The sequence below is a fragment of the Agromyces albus genome (assembly GCF_030815405.1).
Classification (GTDB): domain Bacteria; phylum Actinomycetota; class Actinomycetes; order Actinomycetales; family Microbacteriaceae; genus Agromyces; species Agromyces albus_A.
Genome location: NZ_JAUSWX010000001.1, coordinates 2,602,483 through 2,625,211, shown reverse-complemented (window position 1 = coordinate 2,625,211; position 22,729 = coordinate 2,602,483). Strand labels below are relative to the sequence as shown.

Annotated in this window: 21 protein-coding genes, 1 tRNA gene and 1 pseudogene; 11 read left to right on the top strand and 12 right to left on the bottom strand. The window is 69.8% G+C overall.

The window, feature by feature from the left end:
• The first annotated feature begins 67 nt into the window (after positions 1 to 67).
• Both QFZ29_RS12355 and QFZ29_RS12350 read left to right on the top strand, forming a co-directional pair.
• Positions 68 to 955: a DeoR/GlpR family DNA-binding transcription regulator gene (locus QFZ29_RS12355; protein WP_306894384.1), complete on the top strand. Its 888-nt coding sequence runs from the start codon at positions 68 to 70 to the stop codon at positions 953 to 955.
• Positions 952 to 1,884: an aldose 1-epimerase family protein gene (locus QFZ29_RS12350; RefSeq protein ID WP_306894383.1), complete on the top strand. Its 933-nt coding sequence runs from the start codon at positions 952 to 954 to the stop codon at positions 1,882 to 1,884. The genes QFZ29_RS12355 and QFZ29_RS12350 overlap by 4 nt, the downstream gene beginning before the upstream one ends.
• A 48-nt stretch (positions 1,885 to 1,932) precedes the next feature.
• On the opposite strand, the gene QFZ29_RS12345 is transcribed toward QFZ29_RS12350, so the two are convergent.
• Positions 1,933 to 3,216, bottom strand: a complete 1,284-nt coding sequence (locus tag QFZ29_RS12345) for a MarP family serine protease (protein WP_306894382.1) — start codon at positions 3,214 to 3,216, stop codon at positions 1,933 to 1,935.
• 135 nt (positions 3,217 to 3,351) lie between these two features.
• On the opposite strand from QFZ29_RS12345, the gene QFZ29_RS12340 reads away from it, so the two are divergent.
• Positions 3,352 to 4,392 carry an LLM class F420-dependent oxidoreductase gene (locus QFZ29_RS12340; protein ID WP_306894381.1) on the top strand — a complete coding sequence of 347 codons (1,041 nt, stop codon included), beginning with the start codon at positions 3,352 to 3,354 and terminating at the stop codon, positions 4,390 to 4,392.
• Between the two features lie 265 nt (positions 4,393 to 4,657).
• Here QFZ29_RS12340 and QFZ29_RS12335 read toward each other — a convergent pair whose 3' ends face one another.
• Positions 4,658 to 5,842 carry a hypothetical protein gene (locus tag QFZ29_RS12335; RefSeq protein WP_306894380.1) on the bottom strand — a complete coding sequence of 395 codons (1,185 nt, stop codon included), beginning with the start codon at positions 5,840 to 5,842 and terminating at the stop codon, positions 4,658 to 4,660.
• 112 nt (positions 5,843 to 5,954) lie between these two features.
• Here QFZ29_RS12335 and QFZ29_RS12330 point away from each other — a divergent pair, with 112 nt between their 5' ends.
• The 4 genes from QFZ29_RS12330 (at position 5,955) to QFZ29_RS12315 (ending at position 10,041) form a co-directional block, all read left to right on the top strand.
• Positions 5,955 to 7,247: a sensor histidine kinase gene (locus tag QFZ29_RS12330; protein ID WP_306894379.1), complete on the top strand. Its 1,293-nt coding sequence runs from the start codon at positions 5,955 to 5,957 to the stop codon at positions 7,245 to 7,247.
• Entirely contained in the window at positions 7,240 to 7,926 is a 687-nt protein-coding gene (locus tag QFZ29_RS12325; RefSeq protein WP_306894378.1) for a response regulator transcription factor, read from the top strand. Before QFZ29_RS12330 ends, QFZ29_RS12325 begins: the two co-directional genes overlap by 8 nt.
• Before the next feature lie 107 nt (positions 7,927 to 8,033).
• Positions 8,034 to 8,546: an SRPBCC family protein gene (locus tag QFZ29_RS12320; protein WP_306894377.1), complete on the top strand. Its 513-nt coding sequence runs from the start codon at positions 8,034 to 8,036 to the stop codon at positions 8,544 to 8,546.
• Positions 8,547 to 8,589: 43 nt separating this feature from the next.
• Complete coding sequence (locus QFZ29_RS12315) at positions 8,590 to 10,041, top strand: phytoene desaturase family protein (protein WP_306894376.1); 1,452 nt, start codon at positions 8,590 to 8,592, stop codon at positions 10,039 to 10,041.
• A gap of 24 nt (positions 10,042 to 10,065) precedes the next feature.
• Here QFZ29_RS12315 and QFZ29_RS12310 read toward each other — a convergent pair whose 3' ends face one another.
• Positions 10,066 to 10,329, bottom strand: a complete 264-nt coding sequence (locus tag QFZ29_RS12310; RefSeq protein ID WP_306894375.1) for a hypothetical protein — start codon at positions 10,327 to 10,329, stop codon at positions 10,066 to 10,068.
• Between the two features lie 271 nt (positions 10,330 to 10,600).
• On the opposite strand from QFZ29_RS12310, the gene QFZ29_RS12305 reads away from it, so the two are divergent.
• The gene (locus QFZ29_RS12305; protein WP_306894374.1) at positions 10,601 to 10,840 is read left to right on the top strand and encodes a three-helix bundle dimerization domain-containing protein; all 240 of its coding nucleotides are present in this window, start codon (positions 10,601 to 10,603) and stop codon (positions 10,838 to 10,840) included.
• Positions 10,841 to 10,912: 72 nt separating this feature from the next.
• On the opposite strand, the pseudogene ribA reads toward QFZ29_RS12305, so the two are convergent.
• Positions 10,913 to 11,500 (bottom strand): annotated as a pseudogene (ribA, locus tag QFZ29_RS12300) (GTP cyclohydrolase II); the annotation flags it as partial.
• Between the two features lie 47 nt (positions 11,501 to 11,547).
• On the bottom strand, positions 11,548 to 12,714 hold the full coding sequence (tal, locus tag QFZ29_RS12295; protein ID WP_306894373.1) for a transaldolase: 1,167 nt from the start codon (positions 12,712 to 12,714) through the stop codon (positions 11,548 to 11,550).
• A 102-nt stretch (positions 12,715 to 12,816) separates the two neighbouring features.
• On the opposite strand from tal, the gene QFZ29_RS12290 reads away from it, so the two are divergent.
• Entirely contained in the window at positions 12,817 to 13,500 is a 684-nt protein-coding gene (locus tag QFZ29_RS12290; RefSeq protein WP_306894372.1) for a helix-turn-helix transcriptional regulator, read from the top strand.
• Positions 13,501 to 13,506: 6 nt separating this feature from the next.
• Here the strand turns inward: QFZ29_RS12290 and QFZ29_RS12285 are convergent.
• Positions 13,507 to 13,579: transfer RNA gene (locus tag QFZ29_RS12285), tRNA-Lys, on the bottom strand.
• A gap of 56 nt (positions 13,580 to 13,635) precedes the next feature.
• On the opposite strand from QFZ29_RS12285, the gene QFZ29_RS12280 reads away from it, so the two are divergent.
• Together QFZ29_RS12280 and QFZ29_RS12275 are read left to right on the top strand one after the other, a co-directional pair.
• Positions 13,636 to 14,274 (top strand): DNA-directed RNA polymerase subunit beta, encoded by a 639-nt coding sequence (locus QFZ29_RS12280; protein WP_306894371.1) that lies wholly within the window; start codon positions 13,636 to 13,638, stop codon positions 14,272 to 14,274.
• 235 nt (positions 14,275 to 14,509) lie between these two features.
• The gene (locus tag QFZ29_RS12275; RefSeq protein WP_306894370.1) at positions 14,510 to 15,397 is read left to right on the top strand and encodes an aminodeoxychorismate lyase; all 888 of its coding nucleotides are present in this window, start codon (positions 14,510 to 14,512) and stop codon (positions 15,395 to 15,397) included.
• Positions 15,398 to 15,415: 18 nt separating this feature from the next.
• Here QFZ29_RS12275 and pstB read toward each other — a convergent pair whose 3' ends face one another.
• The 6 genes from pstB to QFZ29_RS12245 all read right to left on the bottom strand — a co-directional run bounded on the left by pstB (position 15,416) and on the right by QFZ29_RS12245 (position 22,721).
• Entirely contained in the window at positions 15,416 to 16,195 is a 780-nt protein-coding gene (gene pstB, locus QFZ29_RS12270) for a phosphate ABC transporter ATP-binding protein PstB (protein ID WP_306894369.1), read from the bottom strand.
• A gap of 19 nt (positions 16,196 to 16,214) precedes the next feature.
• Entirely contained in the window at positions 16,215 to 17,309 is a 1,095-nt protein-coding gene (gene pstA / locus QFZ29_RS12265) for a phosphate ABC transporter permease PstA (protein WP_306894368.1), read from the bottom strand.
• The gene (pstC, locus tag QFZ29_RS12260) at positions 17,309 to 18,247 is read right to left on the bottom strand and encodes a phosphate ABC transporter permease subunit PstC (protein WP_306894367.1); all 939 of its coding nucleotides are present in this window, start codon (positions 18,245 to 18,247) and stop codon (positions 17,309 to 17,311) included. The genes pstA and pstC overlap by 1 nt, the downstream gene beginning before the upstream one ends.
• 96 nt (positions 18,248 to 18,343) lie before the next feature.
• Positions 18,344 to 19,435, bottom strand: coding sequence for a phosphate ABC transporter substrate-binding protein PstS (gene pstS, locus QFZ29_RS12255; protein WP_306894366.1), 1,092 nt, complete (start codon positions 19,433 to 19,435; stop codon positions 18,344 to 18,346).
• A gap of 176 nt (positions 19,436 to 19,611) precedes the next feature.
• Complete coding sequence (locus QFZ29_RS12250; RefSeq protein WP_306894365.1) at positions 19,612 to 20,547, bottom strand: NUDIX hydrolase; 936 nt, start codon at positions 20,545 to 20,547, stop codon at positions 19,612 to 19,614.
• On the bottom strand, positions 20,544 to 22,721 hold the full coding sequence (locus QFZ29_RS12245) for an RNA degradosome polyphosphate kinase (protein WP_306894364.1): 2,178 nt from the start codon (positions 22,719 to 22,721) through the stop codon (positions 20,544 to 20,546). The genes QFZ29_RS12250 and QFZ29_RS12245 overlap by 4 nt, the downstream gene beginning before the upstream one ends.
• Positions 22,722 to 22,729: the final 8 nt, after the last annotated feature.

Genomic DNA, 22,729 nt, shown 5'->3' with positions numbered 1-22,729 from the left:
GCCTTTCGTTTCGCAAACAACTGGGTTTCGTATTGCAAAGCGGCCAGCGAGGCCGGAGAATGCCGGTATGGCTGGAGACGAATACGTCGACGTCGCGCGAATCAGGGTCGGCGAGGCCCGCATTCGCGCCGATGTGCGGGTCGCGCTCGACGCGCCGCGCCGGCGCGAGCTCGCCCTCGCCCTCGTCGCAGAGCGCGGGTTCGTGCGTGTCGCCGAGCTCAGCGACGCCTTCGGCGTGACTCCCGTCACCGCGAGGGCCGACCTCGATGCACTCGAACGGCAGGGCGGCATCCGCCGCGTCCACGGCGGCGCGGTGCCCGTGTCGTCGCAGCTCGAGGCGGAGCGCCCCGAACGCGAGCCGAGCTTCGAAGAGGCGCTCGCGGCATCCGTCGAGCCGAAGCGGCAGATCGGCGAGTACGCCGCCTCGCTCGTGCGCAGTGGGCAGAGCATCATCCTCGACGTCGGCACGACGACGCTGCAGATCGCCAGGGCGCTGCGCGCTCGCACCGACCTCGAAGATCTCACCGTGTTCACGAACGGTCTCTCGATCGCCCTCGAGCTCGAAGACGAGATCCCGCGATTCACCGTCGTGGTCACGGGCGGCACGCTGCGCCCGAAGCAGCACTCGCTCGTGCATCCGCTCGCGAGCTCCATGCTCGACGAGGTGCACGTCGACCTCGCGTTCATCGGCTGCAACGGCGTCGACCCCGTGCACGGCGTGACGAACGCGAACCTGCCCGAAGCTGCGGTCAAGGCACTCATGCTCCGCTCCGCGGCCCGCTCGATCGTCGTGGCCGACGGCTCGAAGCTCGGCGAGGTGCATCTCGGCCGAGTCGCGCCGATCGATGCCTTCGACGCGCTCGTGACGGATGCCTGGGCACCCGTGGCACTCGTCGCCGAGCTCGAGGATGCCGGACTCTCGGTGCTCGCCCGAGACCCTAGAGTGGATCCATGACCCTTCCCACGGGCGAGCAGTTCGCCCTCGAGACCTCGACCTCGAGCGGGGAGGTGCGTGCGACCATCACCGCCGTCGCCGCCGGCATCCGCTCGCTCAGCATCAACGGCATCGATCTCGTGCCCGAGTTCGCCGAAGACCAGTCCCCGCCCATGGGCGCCGGCATCGTGCTCGTACCGTGGCCGAACCGCATCCGCGACGGCCGCTGGAGTCACGAGGGCGAAGAGCACCAGCTCGCGATCACCGAGCCCGCGCGCAACAACGCCATCCACGGCCTGCTGCGGTACACCGAGTACAAGCCGATCGCCCGCGAACGCGACTCGGTGACCCTCTCGGCGACGATCTACCCGCAGCTCGGGTACCCGTTCCTCCTCGGAACGGCCGTGCATTACGAGCTCGTGGCCGACGGACTGCGGGTCACGCACTTCGTCGAGAACCTCGGCGCCGAGCCCGCGCCCGTCGCGATCGGCACCCACCCCTACGTGAAGATCGGCGATGTGCCGACGCGCGACCTCACGCTGCGGCTCGACGCCGCGAGCCACATCGAGGTCGACGAGCGCCTGCTGCCCACCGGCGAGGTGCCGGTCGACGGCACCGAGTGGGATTTCCGCGAGGGTCGCCCGGTCGGCGAGCTCTCGCTCGACGACGCGTTCGGCGAGCTCGCGAGCGAAGACGGCCAGGTGCTGCACACGCTCACCGCGCCCGACGGTCGCAGCGTCTCGATCTGGGCCGACGACGAGTTCGACTACGTGCAGGTGTTCACGACACGGCAGTTCCCGGGAGAAGAGGGCGACATCGCGATCGCCGTCGAGCCGATGACGGCGCCCGCTGAGGCGTTCAACTCGGGCCGTGGACTGCGCTGGCTCGACCCGGGCGAGGAATGGCAGTTGAGCTGGGGCATCCGCTTCGAGGGCTTCAGTGCCGAATAGCCGGGCCGGATGCCGCGCGACGCGTCGTCGTGCTGCGACCGCCGGTCGCTAACCGGGCACGCACGACCCTGATGCGACCGGCGCGCTGAGCGATGGCGCCTCGGCCGCGAGCGGCGCGAGCGTGGTGACCGGAATGGCGAAGCCGACGTTGTCGACTGAGTCGGCCTTCGCGAAGACGACGCCGCCCACGGCGCCGTCGAGCGTGAGCACCGGACCGCCCGAGTTGCCGTGGTCGACATCGGCGGCGAGCGTCATGATGTCGCGGGTCGAGGTGCTGCCGCCCTCGTTGATGGTGACCGGCCCGCTCGACATCACGCGCGCGGGTCGCAGCTCGAACGGCCCGCCGAAGGGATAGCCCGCGACGGCGACGTCAGCGCCGGCCGCGGGCTGGGCGATCGCGAGCGGCGGGGTGGCGAGGCCTTCCACCGCGATGAGCGCGAGGTCGTTCTCGGGGTCGAATGCCACGACCCGCCCCTCGACGGCCGGTTGCCCGGGTGCTTCGACGATCGGCTCGGTGACGCCGGCCACGACGTGGGCGTTCGTGACGATCCGGTTCTCGGCGACGACGAATCCGCTGCCCGACAGGCTGCTCCCGCACTCGAAGGCCGGGCCCGTGATGCGAACGACGGATGCCGCCGCGCGGGCGAGTTCCGCGTCGTCGATGACGCCGGTCGGCAACTCGGGGCTCTCCCGGGGCGCCTCGAGCACGTCGACGAGCCACGGGATGGCGCCGCCGAGCGCGGCCGTGCGGAGCTCGGCGAGGAGCGTGCGTGCAGGGGCCGGCGTCACGTCGTCGAGCACCTGGAGGACTCGCGAGCTCGCAACCGCGGGCGAGAGCACGGGAACGCCCATCGCCGAGACGCCCGAGCCGACGAGCGCCACGACGAAGGCCGTGACGAGCAGGTTGCCGATCGCGCCGAGCACGCGGTCGAGGACTCCGAGCTTCACCGCTCGCGCGCCGTGCCGCAGGGCGCTGCCCACCACGGCGCCGAGCCACGACCCGAGCGAGAGCAGCACGAGCGCCGCGATGATCGCCGCGGGCGCCCGCCACTCGGGCACCGGGACGATGCCGGTGATCCACGGCATGACGAAGTACGCGGCGATGCCACCCGCGATGAGACCGACGAGCCCGGCGGCGGTGCCGAGGATGCCGGACCGGTATCCGTTCACGAGCGCGCCGATGAACACCAGCACGAGCACCACGTCGAGCACCACGCTCCAGCCCATCACGTCTCCGTTCGTCGCGCCGCGCGCCCGCGCGGAACACCAGCCTGCGGCATCCGTCTTCGAGACTGCTGAAGGCGCGCTCGCGACCGGCGCCGTCGTCCGCATCCCACGATGGATGCCGTGGTCGTCATCCGCGCATAGTGGAGAGGTCACAAACGCGATGGCGCAGGGCGCCGCCTGGATTAGGGTCTGACGTGTCCGTCGGCACCTGCCCGGGCCAATCAACGTGAGGAGCCGTGGATGCGCGTCGGCATGTTCCTGAATTACGCGGGCGGGTTCCGCGAGGTCGCCGACGAGGTGGCCGAGCTCGAGCGGGCCGGCCTCGACCTGATCGCCGTGCCCGAGGCGTATTCGTTCGACGCGGTGAGCCAGCTCGGATTCCTCGCGGCGCGCACCTCGACGATCACGCTCGCGTCGGGCATCTTCCAGATCTACACCCGCACACCCACCCTGACGGCGATGACGGCCGCCGGTCTCGACTACGTGTCGAACGGGCGCTTCGAGCTCGGCATCGGCGCGTCGGGACCGCAGGTGATCGAGGGCTTCCACGGCGTCCGGTACGACGCGCCGCTCGGCCGCACGCGCGAGATCATCGAGATCTGCCGCATGGTGTGGCGTCGCGAGCCCGTGGTGCACGAGGGAACGCGGTACCAGATTCCGCTCCCCGCTGGGGAGGGCACCGGGCTCGGCAAGCCGCTGAAGCTCATCAACCATCCCGTGCGGGAGCGCATCCCGATCACGGTCGCCTCGCTCGGCCCGAAGTCGGTCGAGCAGACCGCTGAGATCGCCGACGGCTGGCTGCCGATGTTCTTCCACCCCGAGCGGGCAGCACAGGTGTGGGGCGATGCGCTCGCCGCGGGCCGCGCCCGCCGTTCGGCTGAGCTCGACCCGCTCGACATCGTCGCGAGCCCGGCACTGGCCATCACCGACCATCCCGAGGCCGTGTTGCCGCTCGTGAAGCCGCAGCTCGCGCTCTACGTCGGGGGTATGGGCGCACGGGGCAAGAACTTCTACAACGACCTCATCGCGAGCTTCGGCTTCGAGGCCGAAGCGGCTCGGATCCAAGACCTCTACCTCGACGGTCGCAAAGACGAGGCGATCGCGGCCGTGCCCGACGAGCTCGTGCGCGCGGTCTCGCTCATCGGCCCGGCATCCCACGTCGCAGAGCGCGTCGCGGCATTCGCCGAAGCCGGCGTCACGAGCCTCACCGTCACGCCGCTCGCGCGCACTTCGGCCGAGCGGGTCGCGCTCATGTCGGGGTTCCGCGCGCTCGTCGGCTGAGGCGGCGACGGGGCATCCGTTGCGGCAGCCCGGGGGTGTACGCCGGATCTCGGTGTCCGCGGACGATCCCGCGCCAAAATCACTGCGCCCCTAGTGGGAAGGGCATGCGAGGTCTAGCGTGAACCCCGAACGCACGAGGTGGTGCGCTCGAGGGACACCTGGGGAGGGGCCGCTGTGACGGGCGGGTTCGAGCTCGCCGGCCAGACCGAGTAGCTCGAACGCCCGTCGGGCGGTGCCGTGGTCGCCCGACCATCACGCCGCCGCGCTACTCGCCGGCAGGCCCCGCAGCGGCCGACCCATCGCGTCCGCGCCAGGCGGCGTACGCCCACACCGCGAGCGCCAGCATCGGGCCCCAGAACCAGAACGGCAGCACGAGGTTCATCGCCAGCGCGTCGACCGGCGCGTCGGTGCTGCCGACGAGGGTCACGAACATCGGCGCGGCCGAGATGCAGAGCGCCCCTGCCGCGATGAAGCCCGGAACGGTCGCGGCCGAGACGGGAACGGGGCGGCCGCCGATGCGCGGCATCCACTGCGGGAACTCGACGCCCCACGGCAGGATCAAGCCGAGGGTGAGGATGCTCGCGGCGATCGCGCCGGCGCCGAGCATGAGGCCCGTGGCGAGCATGGCGGGTGAGAGTTCGTCCGCGGCCGGGCCGAACAGCGGCCACGGCGTGAGCCAGCTCAGCCGGGCGACGGCGTACGGCACGGGGCCGAGCGCCGCGAGGATCGTGAGTGCGCGGCGGTGGCGCATGAGCCACGCCCCGAACGAGTGTCCGCTGCGGCTCGCCCGGAAGACGATGATGGCGAGCGCCGTCCAGGCGAGGGTCGCGGCGACGGCGACGACGATGACGACGAGGTTCGGCAGGTCGGCGGCCAGCGCGCCGCCGAACGCGGTCGCGAACTCGGCGACGCCCCCTAGGGTCAGGCCTCCGAGCCAGACGGATGCCGCGAGCAGCACGCCGAAGCCCGCGAGCAGCGCCAGGCCGAGTCGAGGCGCGCGAACGAGGGTCACGCCGATCGTGACGATGCCCGCGACGACGGCGAGGAAGCCGAACAGGTAGCCCGCGTAGGCGATGATCGCCATGCTGCCGTGCGCCGTGCCGGAGACGCACGAGAGGGCGGCCGCGATGACGCCGAGCGGAGCGACCCGACGCGTGCCGGGGCCGTGCCACGCGACCATCGCCGCGAGCACCACGCCGGCGGCACCGGTCACGATCGCCGTCACGGCGACGGCTTCGGGGCCGAGGACGGTGCTCACGATGCTCGACATCCGAGTGCCCCCGAACGGGTTCAGCCACGGCGCGAGGAGCCAGGTGAGCCCGAGGCCGGCGAGCGCCGCCGAGGCCACGAGGGCGATGTACGCCGGCTTCCGGCGGGAGCGCAGCTCCACGGCGGCGCCTCGTCCGTGCTCTGCTTCGCGTGGCAGCGAGGGAAGTTCTGCGAACGTCATGTCGGATCCAATCGTCGTGGCCGGTCACGTCAGCGTGCCGTGACCCCCGCCCCGCCACCTCACCCGAACGGGTGAGACCATGAGCGGCGCCGCCGACTAGCGTGGTCGTGGAATGGTCACCGCTTCACGCACCCAGCAGCCGATGCCCGCCGGTCATCGCGCAGAGGAGCCGCGCCCGCCGACGCCCGCCGATTGGGTCTGGGCGGCGGCGGCCGCGGCCGCGGCGCTGCCCGTCACGCTCGTGGAGATCTTCGGTGCCGCGCGGGTTCCGCACGACGCGGCGTGGCTCGCCGTGACGCTCACGCTGCTCGCAGTGCTGCACGTCGGGGTCGTGTTCCGGCGGCGCGCGCCGCGCGTCGCCCTCGCAGCGGCATCCGCCGTCATGCTCGTGCTCACGATCATGAGCCTGCCCGGCGCGCCCACGATCGTGGTGCTGCTGCCGAGCAGTCTCGCCTACCTGATGTTCGTGTTCACGGCGGCCATGAGCGACGATCGCGTCGCGGATGTCGCGGCCCTCGTCGTCGGGGTCATCGGCGCGGGGTTGATCACCAGCGTCGCGGTGGCATGGGAGCCGGCGGCCGAAGTCGGACTGCTGATCGCACTCGGCGGGTTCCTCGTCGCATCGATCGGCGCGGCGTGGGCCCTCGGACGCTACCTCCGGGAGTCTCGCCGCAAGCTCGCCGCGCAGGCACTCGGGCGTCAGCAGGCCGCCGAGCTCCAACTGCAGGCCGAGCGCGTGGCCGTCGCCGACGAGCGGCGCCGCATCGGGCGGGAGCTCCACGATGTCATCTCGCACTCGCTCGCCGTGATGGTGGCGCAGGCCGAGGCCGCCCGCGTGCTGCACGGCCGGGATGACGCCCGCTCGCGCACCGCGGTCGAGCAGGTCGTGGCGACCGGCCGTGCCGCCATGGCCGACATGAGGGGACTCCTGGGCGTGCTCGCCGAGCCGCCCGGCGACACGAACGAGAACGAGACGCCACCCCTGGCTCCAAGCCCGGGGCTCGACGACGTCGCCGGGCTCGTCGAGCTCGCCTCGGGCCCCGAGCGCCTGATCTCGCTCACGCAGTCGGGCCCGCCCTGCGCGACGAGCCCAGGCGTCGCCCTCACCGCGTACCGGGTCGTGCAGGAGTCGCTCACGAACACGCTGAAGCACACCGATCCGCCGACCCGGAGCGACGTGCAGCTCGCGTGGGTCGACCACGAGCTCATCGTCACAGTGACCGATGACGGCGGGGCAGGGGCGACGGCCGGCCCGCACCGCCCGGGGCAGGTCGGCCGCGGCATCCGGGGCATGGGCGATCGCGTCGAGCAGGCCGGTGGACGGTTCGAGAGCGGCCCTCGTGCCGACCGTGGATGGCAGACGCGAGCGAGTCTTCCGCTCAACCTCGAGGAGCACCGTGGCTGACCCCGCAGCGCCGGGTCGCATCCGCGTCGCGATCGCCGACGACCAGGAGCTCATCCGCTCCGCGCTCGCCGCCATGATCGAAGTGCACGACGGCCTCGAGCTCGTGGCCGAGGCGCCCGACGGGGCGACGCTGCTCGAACAGGCCAGAGCCCATCGCATCGACGTGGTCCTGATGGACATCCGGATGCCTCGCCTCGACGGCATCACGACGACCGAGCTGCTCCGGCGCGATCATCCGCACACGCGAGTGCTCGTGCTCACGACGTACGACCTCGACGAGTACGTGTTCGCGGCGATCCACGCCGGGGCGAGCGGATTCCTGACGAAGGACGTCTCGAGCGATGAGCTCGCCGCGGCGATCAGCGCCGTGCACGCCGGCGATGCCGTGCTCGCGCCGAGGGCGACGGCGACCCTCGTCGACTTCGTCGCCCGGGCGCCGGGCGCAGCCGATCCCGAGGCGCTGCTCGCCCGATTCACCTCGCGTGAACGTGAGGTGCTCGGCGAGCTCGTGACGGGCGCCTCGAATGAGGTGATCGCCCGCCGCCTCTTCATGACGGGCAACACCGTGAAGACCCACGTCGCGGCCATCCTCGCGAAGCTCGAGCTGCCCGACCGGGTGCACGTCGTGATCTGGGCGTTCGAGAACGGCATCGCAGGGGCACGGCCGCCGCACCGCTGACGTCGTGTCAACCCCGCGCGCGCGGGCGCCGCGACTTCGTATCGTCGAGTCCATCGATGCGTCCCGTCGACGTGTTCCATCGATTCCGCCGAGACGAGGGGGACCGGATGTCGCGAAACGTGCGCGAGTTCGCGTGCCGGCCCGAGGCGGTGTTCGAAGTGCTCGCCGACGGATGGCTCTACCCGTCGTGGGTGGTCGGCGCATCGCGCATGCGTGATGTCGAGCTGACGTGGCCCCGGCCCGAGAGCCGGCTGCACCACTCCGTCGGCGTGTGGCCTGCCGTGATCGACGACGTGACCGTCAGCCTCGACTGGTCGCCGCCGCGCCGTGCCGTCTTCCAGGCCAGGGGCTGGCCGATCGGCGAGGCGACGGTGACGATCGACGTGAAGCGGCGGGGCGGCGGATGCGTCGTGCGGTTGCAGGAGGAGCCCACCGCCGGGCCCGCGCGCTGGGTGCCGCGGTTCCTCACGGAGCCGTTGCTGCTGTGGCGGAACGCCGAGACCCTTCGCCGGCTCGCGTTCCTCGCCGAGGGACGGGAGTACCGCGGCGAGAGTCGAACGCTCGGACGACGCGCGTCGCCGTCGTCGCGGCGGCACCGCCGGAGCAGAATGAACCCATGAAGCCCACGAACCTCCGGCATCGCCCGGCGGCGATCACGGCGACATGACCTCGTTCGACGCGATCATCGTCGGCGCCGGGCCGAATGGGCTCGCCGCCGCCGTCACGCTCGCCCGGGCCGGCCTCGCGGTGCAGGTGCTCGAGCGCAACGCGACCCCCGGCGGCGGGGCGCGCACCGCCGAGCTCACCCTTCCCGGCTTTCAGCACGACGTGTGCTCGGCCGTGCATGCGATGGCGCTCGCATCCCGCTTCTTCCGGGAGTTCCAGCTCGAACGCCGTATCGAGCTGCGACTGCCGCCCGCGTCGTTCGGGCATCCGCTCGACGGCGGGCGCGCGGGCATCGCCTACCGCGACCTCGACCGCACCATCGCGGGGCTCGGGCGCGACGGAGCGGCGTACGGCTCGCTCCTGCGCCCGCTCGTCGAGCACGCCGACGAGGTCGCGTCGTTCACCGGCTCGCAACTGCTTCGCGTGCCCGACCACCCGCTCACCGCCGCACGTTTCGGGCTCGCCGCGCTCGAGCAGGGGTCGCCATTGTGGAACGCCCGCTTCACCGACGAGCTGGCACCCGCGATGCTCACGGGCGTCGCGGCGCACGCCATCAGGCCGATGCCGAGCCTGTCCACGGCGGGAGCGGCGCTCTCGCTCACGGCGTTCGCGCACGGTCGCGGCTGGCCGATTCCGGTGGGCGGCAGCCAGGCGATCATCGACGCGATGGTCGCCGATCTCCTCTCCCACGGCGGCGAGCTCGTGATGGATGCCGAGGTGACCGACCTCGAGGCGCTGCCCCCAGCCCGCGCCGTGCTCCTCGACGTGACACCGAGTGCGCTCTCGCGTATCGCCCGACGGCGCCTGCCCGCTCGCTACCTCCGCGCGCTCGGCCGGTTCGCCTACGGCGACGCTGCGGCGAAGGTCGACTTCGCACTCTCGGCACCGGTGCCGTGGCGGCATCCGGCGCTCCATGGTGCCGGAACCGTGCACCTCGGCGGCACCCGCGCCGAGATCGCGAGTGCCGAGCGCGAGGTGCACCGGGGCCGGCACGCCGACTCGCCGTACGTGCTCGCCTCGCAGCCGTCGATCGTCGACGAGTCGCGCGCGCCCGAGGGGCGGCAGGTGCTGTGGGCGTACACGCACGTGCCCGCCGGATCGACGATCGACCAGACGGAGGCCGTCACGCGTCAGATCGAGCGCTTCGCGCCGGGGTTCCGCGACGTCGTGCTCGCCTCGTCGAGCATGACCGCGATCGAGATGGCGCGCCACAATCCCAACTACGTGCTCGGCGACATCGCCGCAGGCGCAGCGTCGTTCGGCCAGCTCGTGCGCCGTCCGGTCGTCTCGACCGAGCCGTGGCGCACACCAGCGCGGGGTGTCTACCTCGCGTCGGCATCGACGCCGCCGGGTCCCGGCGTGCACGGCCTCGCGGGCTGGTATGCAGCGCTCAGCGCCTTGCGGCACGAGTTCGGCGTGCGCACTCGGCCGAACCTGTCGATCGAGTGACGGGCGGGCATTCCGGGGCGGTCGTCAACGGCGGTCGGATGCCACGAGCGCGTGCCGCAGCGCGACGGCGCGCACGGCCTCCTCGATGCTGCGGTACCGGTAGCAGACGCCGGGACGCGGGCGCATCCACATCATCTCGACCTCGTCGTCGATGAGCTGCAGATAGCCGATGAGCTTGCGCGTGTCCCCGTCATCGCACCGGTCGTCGCAGACCCTCCAGACCGTCGCGCTCAGCGGAGTCAGCTCCACGTGGGAGCCACCGACCTGAGCTTCGTGTTGCGTGAGCATCGTGCACCATTTCTCCATCGAACGTGCCGGCCATGTCCAAGCGGTGGACCGGCCCTGCAGACTCCCTGGATGCGCTTGTCGATCATGTCGCGCTGCGGGGGCCGGCCCACCAATCGGAGCTGCCCAACTCCGTGTATCCGATCTAACGCGTCCCTTCCTGCATCCGACAGCCCTTGACAGGTGCGAGGAGCACATGCATGATCCCGGCATGTCACCGGTCGGACGGTCATGCCCTCTTGAATCCCGGCGCTCGGAGGCGGACACTCGTGGGATGGACAGGTCTGACGAAGTTCGTGCGGTCGCCGTCGTGGTCGATCGTCTCTCCGCCCATTTCCCCGAAGTCCCGCGTGCGCACGTGGAGGTGGTCGTGACCGAGGAGCACCAGCGGCTCGACGGCAACCCCATCCGGGATTTCATTCCCGTGCTCGTCGAACACGAGGCGCGCGATCGCCTGCGGTCCGGTGGCGCAATCGAGGCCGCCGGGCTGCTGTACGAGCCGCCGGCACCCTGACGCGGGTTCTTCCGCCCGCGCTCGCCGGCTGTCAGGACGCGATGATTGCCTGCTCGCTCCCGGCGGGGCCAGTCAGATGTCGGCAGCGAAGAGATGGCCCATCCGGTCGCGCTTGGCGCGGAGATACGTGAGGTTGGATGCGGCCTTTCCGGTGACGAGTGGCACTCGCTCGATCACCTCGATGCCGCTTGCGCTGAGTTGCGAGATCTTCTCGGGATTGTTCGTGAGCAGGCGCACGGATCGCAAGCCCAGATCGTCGAGGATCGCCGCGGCTGCCGCGTAGTCGCGGTCGTCAGCGGGCAGGCCGAGCGCGATGTTCGCGTCGAGGGTGTCGAGGCCCGTCTCCTGCAAGCGGTACGCCTTGAGCTTCGCGATCAGGCCGATGCCCCTGCCCTCGTGGCCTCGCATGTAGATCACGACTCCGTCGCTCGCCGCGATCGTGCTGAGCGCAAAGTCCAGTTGCGGCCCGCATTCGCATTTCTCGGATCCGAACGCCTCGGCGGTGAGGCATTCGGAGTGCACCCGCACGAGGGCGCCATGCGCGGCCGGTCTCCCGGAGACGATCGCCAAGTGTTCGCTCCCGGTGACGAGATCGCGGTATGCGCGGAATCGAAAGGACCCGTGGCGGGTCGGGATGCTCGTCTCGACCTCGAATTCGACGAGCCGAGGGCGTTCGGCGGGGATGCCCGGAGCCTCGGTCGCAAGGCTCACGGCGAATCCCTCGATCCGTCGACTCGTGCCGCTTCGAGCGCTCCCGCGAGGTTCGCCACGAGTTGCTCACCCGAGGCGGCGAACTTGTCGACCCCCTCGTTCTCGAGGGTCAGGGTCACCTCGTCGTATGAGATGCCGAGTGCCTCGATGGCGGCGAGCACGCCGCGTGACGCTTCGTAGGTACCGGCGATCGTGTTGCCCCGGATCACGCCGTGGTCGAACGTGGCGTGCAACGTCTTCTCGGGCATCGTGTTGACGACGCCGGGTGCCACGAGGTCGACCACGTACCTCGTGTCGGGCAGGGCCGGATCCTTGACTCCGGTCGACGCCCACAGCGGGCGCTGCGGGTTCGCGCCGAGTTCGATGAGACGCTGCGCCCGCTTCGTGGCGAACTGCTGCTCGAAGATCTCGTAGGCCAGTCGCGCGTTCGCCACACCGACGGTGCCCTTCAAATGGAGGGCGTCGGGGGAACCGGTCGCTTCGAGTCGCTTGTCGACCTCCGTGTCGACCCTCGAGACGAAGAACGAGGCGACCGACCTGATGGAGCCCAGGTCGATGCCCGCCTCATGCGCCTGCTCGAGGCCCGTGAGGTAGGCATCGATCACCGCGCGGTATCGGTCGAGGCCGAAGATGAGCGTGACGTTGATGCTGATCCCGCTCGCGATCGAAGCCGTGATGGCTGCGAGGCCCGCGATCGTGGCGGGGATCTTCACGAACACGTTCGGTCGACGGAGCGCAGCGACGAGGCGTCGGGCCTCGGCGATCGTCGCCCCTGTGTCGTGCGCCGAGCTCGCGCTCACCTCGATGGAGACCCATCCGTCGAGCCCGCCGGTCGCGTCGTGGATGGGGCGCAGGATGTCCGCGGCACGCCGCACGTCTTCGGTCGTGATCTCGAAGGCCGCCTCTTCGGCCGAAGCTCCTGCCCGCGCGAGTGCGGCGACCTGTTCGTCGTACGAGTCTCCGGCAGACAGCGCCGTGGCGAAGATCGTCGGGTTCGTGGTGATGCCGACCACGTTCCGCTCGCCGATGAGCGCCTCGAGACCACCCGAGAGGATTCGCTCCCGCGAGAGGTCGTCGAGCCAGATGCTGACGCCCTCGGCTGACAGTGCCGCCGTCGGCGATGCCGTGCCGCCGACCGAGCGTGATCTCCCAGTGTGCGCCATATCGATTCCTCCGTGCCGCGACTCACTCGCGGCCTCGTCTCGACTGTACGAGCCGTTCATTTCTTTTGTCAAGATCTGCTGTTTTAGAATACGATGGAGGACATGGAGGACCTCTCGCAGCAGCAGAAGGTGACGGCCGTCGCATCGATCGGCGATCCGTTGCGTCGTTCGCTGTTCGAGTTCGTCACTCGCAGTGGCACCGCGGTCGATCGTGACGAGGCGGCAACCGCCCTCGGCATACCGCGCGGAACGGCTGCCTTCCATCTTGAGCGCCTCGCGGAGAGCGGCCTGCTCGAGACGGAGTTCCGCCGTCGGAGCGGCAAGACCGGGCCCGGGGCAGGTCGACCCGCCAAGTTCTATCGCCGCGCGAGCACCGAGATCGTCGTCTCCGTGCCCGAGCGGCACTACGACCTCGCGGCCGAACTCCTGAGTTCTGCCATCGAGGAGGCCGAGCGAACCGGAGATCCGATCGGCGAGGCGATCGAACGCGTCTCGACGGAGTTCGGCCGGCGGCTCGGCACAGAAGCGGGCTCGCTCGAGCAGATGCTCGAAGCCACCGGCTACGAGCCTCTCGCAACCGACGATGGCGGGCTGATACTCGCCAACTGCCCGTTCCATCGTCTCGCGCAATGGCACACCGCGACCATCTGCGCGGCCAACGCCGCCCTCCTGCGGGGTGCAGCACAGGGTGCCGACGAGTCGGCTCGGGTCGTTCGCCTCGAACCACGCGACGGACACTGCTGTGTGCAGGTCCGCGCACCCATCGTCGAGAAGTCGAATGGATGACAGGGGTGGGCCCCGTGGGGCTCGAACCCACGACCCGCGGATTAAAAGTCCGCTGCTCTGCCAACTGAGCTAGAGGCCCGCGAATCCACAATACCCCGGGTCGGCGCTCGGCTCGGGCGAGTAAGGTGTGCGGCAATGGCTTCCGACTTCCATCGCCCCACACGATTCCCGCCCGGGATGTTCGAGGGATTCCTCGGCGGCGAAGACCCCGCGCGCCTGAGCCGGGTCGCGCACGACACCGCCTCGGCGCTCCTCTCGCGCGTTCGGGCCGACCCCGACCCCGATGTGGTCGAGCGCCTCGTGCACTACACCGACGAGCACGGCATCGACTCCATCGCGGAGTTGTGGTCGCAGGCGTCGGCGAAGAGCCTGCCGGGCGCGCTGTGGCGCGTGTACCTGCTCCGAGCACTCATCCGCCAGGATCCGCTCGGCTCGAGCCTCGCCTTCCAGCGCGGCACCGAGGTCTCGCACACGATCGACCAGGTCGTCGCGGGCGCACCGGTGCCCGCCGGCCCCGACGAGGTGCGCGAGCTCGCCGACCGCATCCTGCACGGACTGTTCACGGGCGACTTCGCCGTGGCGCTCGACCGGGCTGCGGCGTTCGCGCGGGTGTCGTCCTCAGGGCTCACGAGCCTCGCCGACGACGCGGATGCCGCCTCTGCCGTGAACTCGGGCCGCCCGGCCGAGCTCACACGCCGAGCTCTGCGGCTCACGCAACTCGCCGACGAGCTCGCTTCGTGCGCTCGACTCTGGCGACGCGATTCCCTCGACTGAATCGCCCGGGCGTGAATGCAATCGCGCTGGGCGAACAGGAATGAATGCCCCGGTCTCCTCGTTTAGACTTGACGAGGCCGGGCCGCAGTAACCCCGGGCTCCAATATTCGCCGCTACGAGCGGCCTCGCGCCGAGAGGCGTTCTGCGGCCCGGCCTCAATCTTCTCGATCGGGTCTCGATCGGTCACGGATGCCCCGCGCCCGCCCGGCTCGCGGCATCCGCGTAGCATCGGAGCATGGCCTCGACCGTGACCCTCCTCATCGAACCCGTGCCCGCAGGCGAGACCCGCCACGACCTCGACGCGACCTTCCGCGAGGTGGATGCCTCGGCACCTGCGCTGCGCGTCGGCGAGTTGTCGACGCAGCGCGGCGACGGCATCTTCGAGACCATTGCGGTGATCGACGGCCACGCGCAGGAGGCCCGCGCCCACCTCGAGCGCCTCCGCAACTCCGCGCGTATCTGCGAGCTGCCCGAACCGAACCTCGAGCAGTGGCAGGCGGCGATCGCCCGTGCCGTCGCGTCGCTGCCCGCCGATGGCGAGTTCGCGCTGAAGCTCGTGCTGAGCCGTGGGGTCGAGCACGGCCCGGCGCCGACGGCGTGGTTGCACGTCGCACCCGCCGCGGACTTCAGCGCGGTGCGAGCGCGAGGCATCCGCGTCGTCACCCTCGACCGCGGCTACGAACGTGACACCGCCGAGCGCGCGCCGTGGCTCCTGCTCGGGGCGAAGACGCTGAGCTACGCCGTGAACATGGCGGCACTGCGTGAGGCGAAGCGGCGCGGCGCCGACGACGCGATCTTCGTCACGCCCGACGGGTACGTCATGGAGGGGCCCACGTCGAGCGTCATCCTGCGCCACGGCGACGTGTACTCGACGCCGGCGCCGTCTGGCGCGATCCTGCATGGCACGACGCAGCAGAGCCTCTTCGAGCACCTCGAGGCAACCGGCGCGCACACGGACTATCGCGACATCCGGGTGCCCGAGCTCGGCACGGCGGATGCCGCGTGGCTCGTCTCGAGCGTGCGGCTCGCCGCCGGCATCACCCACATCGACGGCTCGCCGGTGGCGTACGACGCCGACGAGACCCGAGCGCTCAACGACTACCTGTTGAGCCCGCGCGACTGACGGCGCGTGCGCGGCAGCTCAGCCGAAGCGGCCCGAGACGTAGTCTTCGGTCGCCTTCACCGACGGGTTCGAGAAGATCGTCGTCGTGTCGTCGTACTCGATGAGCTTGCCGGGCTGGCCCGTGCCCGCGATGTTGAAGAAGGCCGTGCGGTCGGACACTCGCGAGGCCTGCTGCATGTTGTGCGTCACGATCACGATCGTGTACTGCAGCTTCAGCTCTTCGATGAGGTCTTCGATCGCCAGCGTCGAGATCGGGTCGAGCGCCGAGCACGGCTCGTCCATGAGGATGACCTCGGGGGAGACGGCGATCGCGCGGGCGATGCAGAGGCGCTGCTGCTGGCCGCCCGAGAGGCCCGAGCCGGGCCGGTCGAGGCGGTCCTTCACCTCGTTCCAGAGGTTCGCACCGCGGAGCGACCGCTCGACGAGGTCGTCGGCGTCGGTCTTCGAGATGCGCTTGTTGTTGAGCTTCACGCCCGCGAGCACGTTCTCCTTGATCGACATCGTCGGGAACGGGTTCGGCCGCTGGAACACCATGCCCACCTGGCGGCGTACGAGCACGGGGTCGACATCGGGGTCGTAGAGGTTGTTGCCGTCGATGAGCACCTCGCCCTCGACGCGCGCGCCCGGGATGACCTCGTGCATGCGGTTCAGGGTGCGCAGGAACGTCGACTTGCCGCAGCCCGACGGGCCGATGAACGCGGTGACGCTGCGGGGCTCGATCTCGAGGGTCACGCCCTCTACAGCACGGAACTTGCTGTAGTAGACGTTGAGGTCACGGACTTCGATGCGCTTGGACACGGATTTCCTAACTGGCGGGTCAGCGGCCGAACTTCGGGGCGAAGTAGCGGGCGACGAGTCGGGCGATGAGGTTCAGCGCCATCACGATGAGGATGAGGGTGAGGGCGGCGGCCCACGCGCGGTCGATGTACGCCTCGGGCGGATTGCCCTGGTTCGCGTACTGCGTGTACACGAAGACGGGCAGCGACTGCATGCGGCCTTCGAAGAGGTTGTAGTTCATGCTCGCGGTGAACCCGGCCGCGATGAGCAACGGCGCGGTCTCGCCGATGACGCGCGCGATCGACAGCATGATTCCCGTGGTGATGCCCGCGATCGACGTGGGGAGCACGACCTTCACGATCGTCAGCCACTTCGGCACGCCGAGGGCGAATGCCGCCTCGCGCAGCTCATTCGGCACGAGCCGCAGCATCTCCTCGCTCGAGCGCACGACGACCGGGATCATGAGCACCGCGAGGGCCACTGCACCCGCGATGCCGAGGCGCACGCCGGGGCCGAGGAAGATCGCGAAGAGCGCGTAGGCGAAGAGACCGGCGACGATCGACGGGATGCCGGTCATCACGTCGACGAGGAACGTGATGCCCTGCGCGAGCCGGCCGCGGCCGTATTCGACGAGGTAGATCGAGGTCATGAGGCCGATGGGGATCGAGATGATCGCCGCGGCTCCTGTCATGAGGAGGGTGCCGACGATCGCGTGCAGCGCACCGCCGCCCTCGCCGGTGATATTGCGCATGGAGAACGTGAAGAACTCGGCGTCGAAGCGGGAGAGGCCGAATGTCACGACCGTGATCGTGAGCGAGATCAGCGGGATCATCGCGAGCAGGAAGGACGCCGTCACGAGGGCGGTGACGAGTCGGTCCATCGCACGACGCTCGCCCTCGACGAGGGTGGAGAAGAGCCAGATCGAGGGGATGTAGAGCAGCGCACCCACGAGGAGCGCGCCGCCCCAGTTGAAGCCCTCTCCTGAGCCGATGGCGACGACGCCGAAGACCGCGGCGGCCACCGCGACCGCGACGACCAGGATGGTCCACGGAGCGGAGGTCGGGAGGCGGCCCGCCGTCAGCGAATTGGCGATCGGCGAGCCGGTGTTCGGGTCGGCCCTGGTCGTCGTGGTCATCAGTTGGCTCCCGAGAATTCCTTGCGACGGCTGACGATCCAGCGAGCGAACGCGTTGACCGCGAAGGTGACGATGAAGAGGATGAGACCCGTGGCGATGAGCACGTTGACGTTCATGCCGTAGGCCTCGGGGAAGCTCAGTGCGATGTTCGCGGCGATGGTCGAGGGGTTCACCGAGGTGAGGAGTTCGAGCGTCACGGCGCCGGTGGCCGAGAGCACCATCGCCACGGCCATCGTCTCGCCGAGTGCCCGTCCGAGCCCGAGCACGGCGGCGGAGATGATTCCCGAACGACCGAAGGGGAGCACCGCGGTGCGGATCATCTCCCACCTCGTGGCGCCGAGCGCGAGGGCCGCCTCCTCATGGAGCACCGGCGTCTGCAGGAACACCTCACGTGAGATGGCCGTCATGATCGGCAGCACCATGACGGCGAGGACGATCGCGGCGGTGAGGATCGTGCGGCCGGTGCCCGAGACCGGCCCGGCGAAGAGCGGGAACCAGCCGACGTTGTCGACGAGCCAGGTGTAGACCGGTTGCACGGCCGGCGCGAGCACGCCGATGCCCCAGAGGCCGAAGACCACGGAAGGCACCGCAGCGAGGAGGTCGACGATGTAGCCGAGCACCGAGGCCAGGCGGCGCGGCGCGTAGTGCGAGATGAAGAGGGCGATGCCGATCGACACCGGCACCGCCATGAGGAGCGCGAGCGCTGCGGCCCAGACCGTGCCGAAGACGAGGGGTCCGACATAGGCCCAGAAATTCGTCGGGAGGATCGAGGCGTCTTCGTTCGATGCGAAGAGGGCCGGAAGGCTCTGCACGATGAGGAAGAGCGCGACGGCGGCGAGGGTCACGAGGATCATCGAACCCGCGAAGACGGCGGAACCCGAGAAGACCCGGTCGCCCGGTCGCTGTTTCGCCTTGATCGCGGCGGTTGCGGTGCTCATCTGACGCAATCCTCGAGTTCTCTGGTTCGAATCTGGGACATGGCCGTGCCCGACCCCTTCATGTTCCTCGGAACGTCGGGGTCGGGCACGAACCTACTACTGGATCGAGTCGATCGCAGCAACGACCTTCTCGCGCAGGGCCTCGGAGATCGGTGCGGCGCCGGCGCTCTCCGCGGCGACTGCCTGGCCGTCTTCGCTCGCGATGTAGCCGAGGTAGGCCTTCACGAGCTCGACGTTCGCGGGGTCCTCGTACTGCTCGCACGCGATGAGGTAGCTCACGAGCACGATCGGGTACACGCCGGCCTCTTCAGAGGTGCGGTCGATCTCAATCGCGAGGTCGCCCTCGCTCCGACCCTCGACGAACGGCGACGCGTCGACGATGGCGGCAGCGGCCTCGGGCGAGTACGGCACGAACTCGTCGCCGACCTGCACGGCGACGGTACCGAGGTCACCGGCGCGTGAGGCGTCGGCGTAGCCGACCGTGCCGGTGCCGTTGGTCACGGCGTCGACGACGCCCGACGTGCCCTGAGCGGCTTCGCCACCCTCGAACGGCCACACGCCGTCGGCCTCATAGGTCCAGACGTCGGGAGCTGCCGCACCGAGGTACTCGGTGAAGTTCTCCGTGGTGCCCGAGTCGTCGGAGCGGTGCACGGGGGTGATCGCCGTGTCGGGAAGCTCGACGCCGTCATTCAGGGCGGCGATCGCCGGGTCGTTCCACGTCGTGATCGTGCCGGCGAAGATGCCCGCGATGGTCGCTGCGTCGAGGTTCAGCTCGTCAACGCCCTCGAGATTGAAGATGACGGCGATCGGCGAGACGTAGAGCGGGAGCTCCACGATGCTCGAGTCCGCCGCGCACTTGGCGAAGCCGCCGGCGGCGATCTCCTCGTCGTTGAACGCACGGTCGGAACCGGCGAAGTCGCTCGCGCCCTCGAGGAAGGTCTCGCGACCGGCGCCGGAGCCCGACGGGTCGTAGTCGATGGTGACGTCGGGGTTCGCGGTCTGGAAGCCGGCGATCCACGCCTGCTGTGCGGCGTCTTGGGAGGACGCGCCGGCGCCGACGAGGTTGCCCGAGAGCGACGAGGCCGCGTCCTCGGGTGTTGCGCCGCCTTCGTTCGAGGCGCAGGAGCTGAGCGCGATCGCCGCGGTGACGGCGACGACGGTGGGCACGCCGAAACGCTTGAGGTTCACGTGGTTCCCTTCCGGGGTTTCAATTGCAGGGGGTTTCGGGCCGGTGCCGACCCGCCTGCGACGCTAATGAGCGCGCCTTACGAGCATCCGCCACGTCGGTGAACGGGAGGTGAACGAGCGCTGTCGGGGCAGAGGCCGCGGCTGTGAGGTTGATGGGAGGGCCCTGACGCGAAGCGTCAGGCCCTCGGCGCATGCGTCTCAATGGCGATGATGCCCGAACTCGGGTTGCTGGCCGAGAGGTGCACGACGCTGAACGCGCCCGCCTCGAGCCCCGCGGCATCCGTCACGTACGAACCGATCGGCGTTCCGGTGGCGAGGGCGATCTCGCGCATGATCTCGGGGAGCACGGGACCGTGGCTGCACAGCACGGCCGCCTTCCCGGCGCGCACCCGCTTGCCCACCACGCGACGCACCTCGCCGTTGCCCGACTCCCAGGCCTCCTGGCTGATGCCGGCGTCGCGCTTGATCTTCACTCCGGTCGCGGCGGCGAGCGGTGCGACCGTGGTGACGCAGCGCACCGCCGGACTCGACACGATCCGCTTCGGAGCCCACGCCGTGAGGGTCTCGACGAGGGCGGCCGCTTGCCGCACGCCGCGCTCGACGAGCGGCCGCGAGGCATCCGATCCCTTCCACCCACTGCGCGTCGAGGCCTTGCCGTGCCGCAGCAGCGTGAGGGCGAAGGTGCTCGTCACCTCCTGGTCGACGAGCTTCGCGAAGGCGTCGAGGATCTCGACGTCGGGCGAATAGCTCAAGTAGCCCCGGGCACGCTTGATCGTGACCCATTCGAGTGCCGCGACCTCCGCGTTCGGCCGGAACGTGGACCGTTGCACCGCTCGCTCGCTGACCTCGGCGGCCCAGTAGTGCACGATCTTCTCGCGGCCGCTCGGCAACGGATAGCGCGAGATGCCGAGCGGCACGCCGAGTGCGACCTCGAGCCCGGTCTCCTCGGCGATCTCACGCACCGCGGTGCGAGGCAGGGATTCGCCGGGCTCGACCTTGCCCTTCGGAATGGTCACGTCGCCGTAGACCGTGCGGTGGATGACGAGCACGTGCACCTTGCCGTCGATGAGACGCCAGCAGACCGCGCCGGCGGCATAGACCGCCGTCGTCAACGCCGTTTCCCGATTCGCGGGCGCGCGCCGATCTGGTGCATGAGCACATTCTGCATGTCGCCGAAGGGGTGCCCCTCCTCGGAGACCGAGTGCCGGATCCATTCACCTGAACCGTCGAGCCGCCACGAGCTCGTCGTGTCGTCCATCGCCCGGTCGAAGAGCGCGTCGATCTCGGCGAGGTGGTCGATCTCGGTGAGTCGCACGAGCGCCTCGACGCGGCGATCGAGGTTGCGGTGCATCATGTCGGCCGAGCCGATGAAGGTCTGCGGGTCGCCGTCGTTCAGGAACGAAAAGATGCGCGAGTGCTCGAGGTAGCGGCCGAGGATGGACCGCACGCGGATATTTTCGCTGAGCCCCGGGATGCCGGGACGCAGGCTGCAGATGCCGCGCACCCAGACGTCGACGGGCACTCCCGCGTTCGACGCGCGGTAGAGCGCGTCGATGATCGACTCGTCGACGATCGAGTTCACCTTGATGCGGATGCCGGAGGGCCGGCCGGCCTCGGCGTTGCGGATCTCGGTCGCGATCAGCTTGAGCAGTCCCTTGCGCAAGTGGAGCGGGGCGACGAGCAGGCGCTTGAACTTCTTCTCGATCGCATAGCCCGACAGCTCGTTGAAGAGCCGGGTGAGGTCTTTGCCGACCTGGTCGTCGGCGGTGAGCAGCCCGAGGTCTTCGTAGATGCGGCTGGTCTTGGGGTTGTAGTTGCCGGTGCCGATGTGGCTGTAGTGGCGCAAGACCCCCTTCTCCTGCCGGATCACGAGTGCGAGCTTGCAGTGGGTCTTCAGGCCCACGAGGCCGTAGACGACGTGCACGCCGGCCTTCTCGAGCTTTCGGGCCCAGGAGATGTTCGCCTGCTCGTCGAAGCGGGCCTTGATCTCGACGAGCGCGAGCACCTGCTTTCCCGATTCGGCGGCGTCGATGAGCGCCTCGACGATCGGGCTCTGACCCGACGTGCGGTACAGGGTCTGCTTGATGGCGAGCACGTCGGGGTCGGCGGCGGCCTGCTCGAGGAAGGCCTGCACGCTCGTTGCGAAGGACTCGTAGGGGTGGTGGAGCAGCACGTCTTTCCGCGACACGGCGGCGAAGACATCCGCTCGCAGGTTCGACTCGGACGGCTGCAGCTGCACGGGCGTGGTCGGCACGTGCGTCGGGTAGTGCAGCTCGGGCCGATCGAGACGCGACAGGTCGAAGAGGCCGCCGAGGTCGAGCGGAGCGGGAAGGCGGAAGACCTCCTGTTCGGTCACGTCGAGCTCGCGCACGAGCAGGCCGAGCGTGACGTCGTCCATGTCGTCGGTGATCTCGAGCCGGATCGGCGGTCCGAAGCGGCGCCGCAGCAGCTCCTTCTCGAGGGCCTTGATGAGGTTCTCGGTCTCGTCTTCCTCGATCTCGACGTCTTCGTTGCGCGTGACGCGGAACACGTGGTGCTCGACGATCTCCATGCCGGGGAACAGGTCGCCGAGGTGGTTCGCGATGAGGTCTTCGAGCGTGATGTATCGCGCGTCTTCCACGGACTCGTCGGGCTCGACCCGTACGAATCGCGGCAGCATCTGCGGCACCTTGACGCGGGCGAACTCCTGTCGGCCCGTGCGGCTGTTGCGCACGCGCACCGAGAGGTTGAGCGAGAGCCCAGAGATATAGGGGAACGGATGCGCCGGGTCGACCGCGAGCGGCATGAGCACCGGGAAGATCTGCCGTGAGAAGTACTCGCGGAGGTGCTCGCGCTCCTCGTCGCCGAGCTCGTTCCAGGTGACGACCCGGATGCCGGCTTCGGCGAGGGCGGGCTTGACGAGCTCCTGGTAGGCGGCGGCGTGCCGCTCCTGCAGCTCGTGCGCCTTCCTCGAGATGTCGCTCAGCACGTCGGCGGGCGAGCGGCCCACGTTCGTCGGCACCGCGAGACCGGTCACGATGCGGCGCTTCAGGCCGGCGACGCGCACCATGAAGAACTCGTCGAGGTTCGACGCGAAGATCGCGAGGAAGTTCGCGCGCTCGAGCGCCGGCACCCGTGGGTCTTCGCCGAGTTCGAGCACGCGCTGGTTGAACGCGAGCCAGCTCAGCTCGCGATCGAGGTACCGTTCGGCGGGGAGCTCGGGCGCCCCCTCGATGTCGAGCGGCTCGAAGTCGTCGTCGAAGTCGCTCGACGTCCGGTCGTCGTCGAGGACACTGTCGGCGGTCATCCCCTCAT

Bases quoted from the DNA above. Each gene is read 5' to 3' on its own strand.
- QFZ29_RS12355 (WP_306894384.1), top strand. From the start codon at position 68: ATGGCTGGAGACGAATACGTCGACGTCGCGCGAATCAGGGTCGGCGAG.
- QFZ29_RS12350 (WP_306894383.1), top strand. From the start codon at position 952: ATGACCCTTCCCACGGGCGAGCAGTTCGCCCTCGAGACCTCGACCTCG.
- QFZ29_RS12345 (WP_306894382.1), bottom strand. From the start codon at position 3,216: ATGCGGACGACGGCGCCGGTCGCGAGCGCGCCTTCAGCAGTCTCGAAG.
- QFZ29_RS12340 (WP_306894381.1), top strand. From the start codon at position 3,352: ATGCGCGTCGGCATGTTCCTGAATTACGCGGGCGGGTTCCGCGAGGTC.
- QFZ29_RS12335 (WP_306894380.1), bottom strand. From the start codon at position 5,842: ATGACGTTCGCAGAACTTCCCTCGCTGCCACGCGAAGCAGAGCACGGA.
- QFZ29_RS12330 (WP_306894379.1), top strand. From the start codon at position 5,955: ATGGTCACCGCTTCACGCACCCAGCAGCCGATGCCCGCCGGTCATCGC.
- QFZ29_RS12320 (WP_306894377.1), top strand. From the start codon at position 8,034: ATGTCGCGAAACGTGCGCGAGTTCGCGTGCCGGCCCGAGGCGGTGTTC.
- QFZ29_RS12315 (WP_306894376.1), top strand. From the start codon at position 8,590: ATGACCTCGTTCGACGCGATCATCGTCGGCGCCGGGCCGAATGGGCTC.
- QFZ29_RS12310 (WP_306894375.1), bottom strand. From the start codon at position 10,329: ATGCTCACGCAACACGAAGCTCAGGTCGGTGGCTCCCACGTGGAGCTG.
- QFZ29_RS12305 (WP_306894374.1), top strand. From the start codon at position 10,601: ATGGACAGGTCTGACGAAGTTCGTGCGGTCGCCGTCGTGGTCGATCGT.
- tal (WP_306894373.1), bottom strand. From the start codon at position 12,714: ATGGCGCACACTGGGAGATCACGCTCGGTCGGCGGCACGGCATCGCCG.
- QFZ29_RS12290 (WP_306894372.1), top strand. From the start codon at position 12,817: ATGGAGGACCTCTCGCAGCAGCAGAAGGTGACGGCCGTCGCATCGATC.
- QFZ29_RS12280 (WP_306894371.1), top strand. From the start codon at position 13,636: ATGGCTTCCGACTTCCATCGCCCCACACGATTCCCGCCCGGGATGTTC.
- QFZ29_RS12275 (WP_306894370.1), top strand. From the start codon at position 14,510: ATGGCCTCGACCGTGACCCTCCTCATCGAACCCGTGCCCGCAGGCGAG.
- pstA (WP_306894368.1), bottom strand. From the start codon at position 17,309: ATGACCACGACGACCAGGGCCGACCCGAACACCGGCTCGCCGATCGCC.
- pstC (WP_306894367.1), bottom strand. From the start codon at position 18,247: ATGAGCACCGCAACCGCCGCGATCAAGGCGAAACAGCGACCGGGCGAC.
- QFZ29_RS12245 (WP_306894364.1), bottom strand. From the start codon at position 22,721: ATGACCGCCGACAGTGTCCTCGACGACGACCGGACGTCGAGCGACTTC.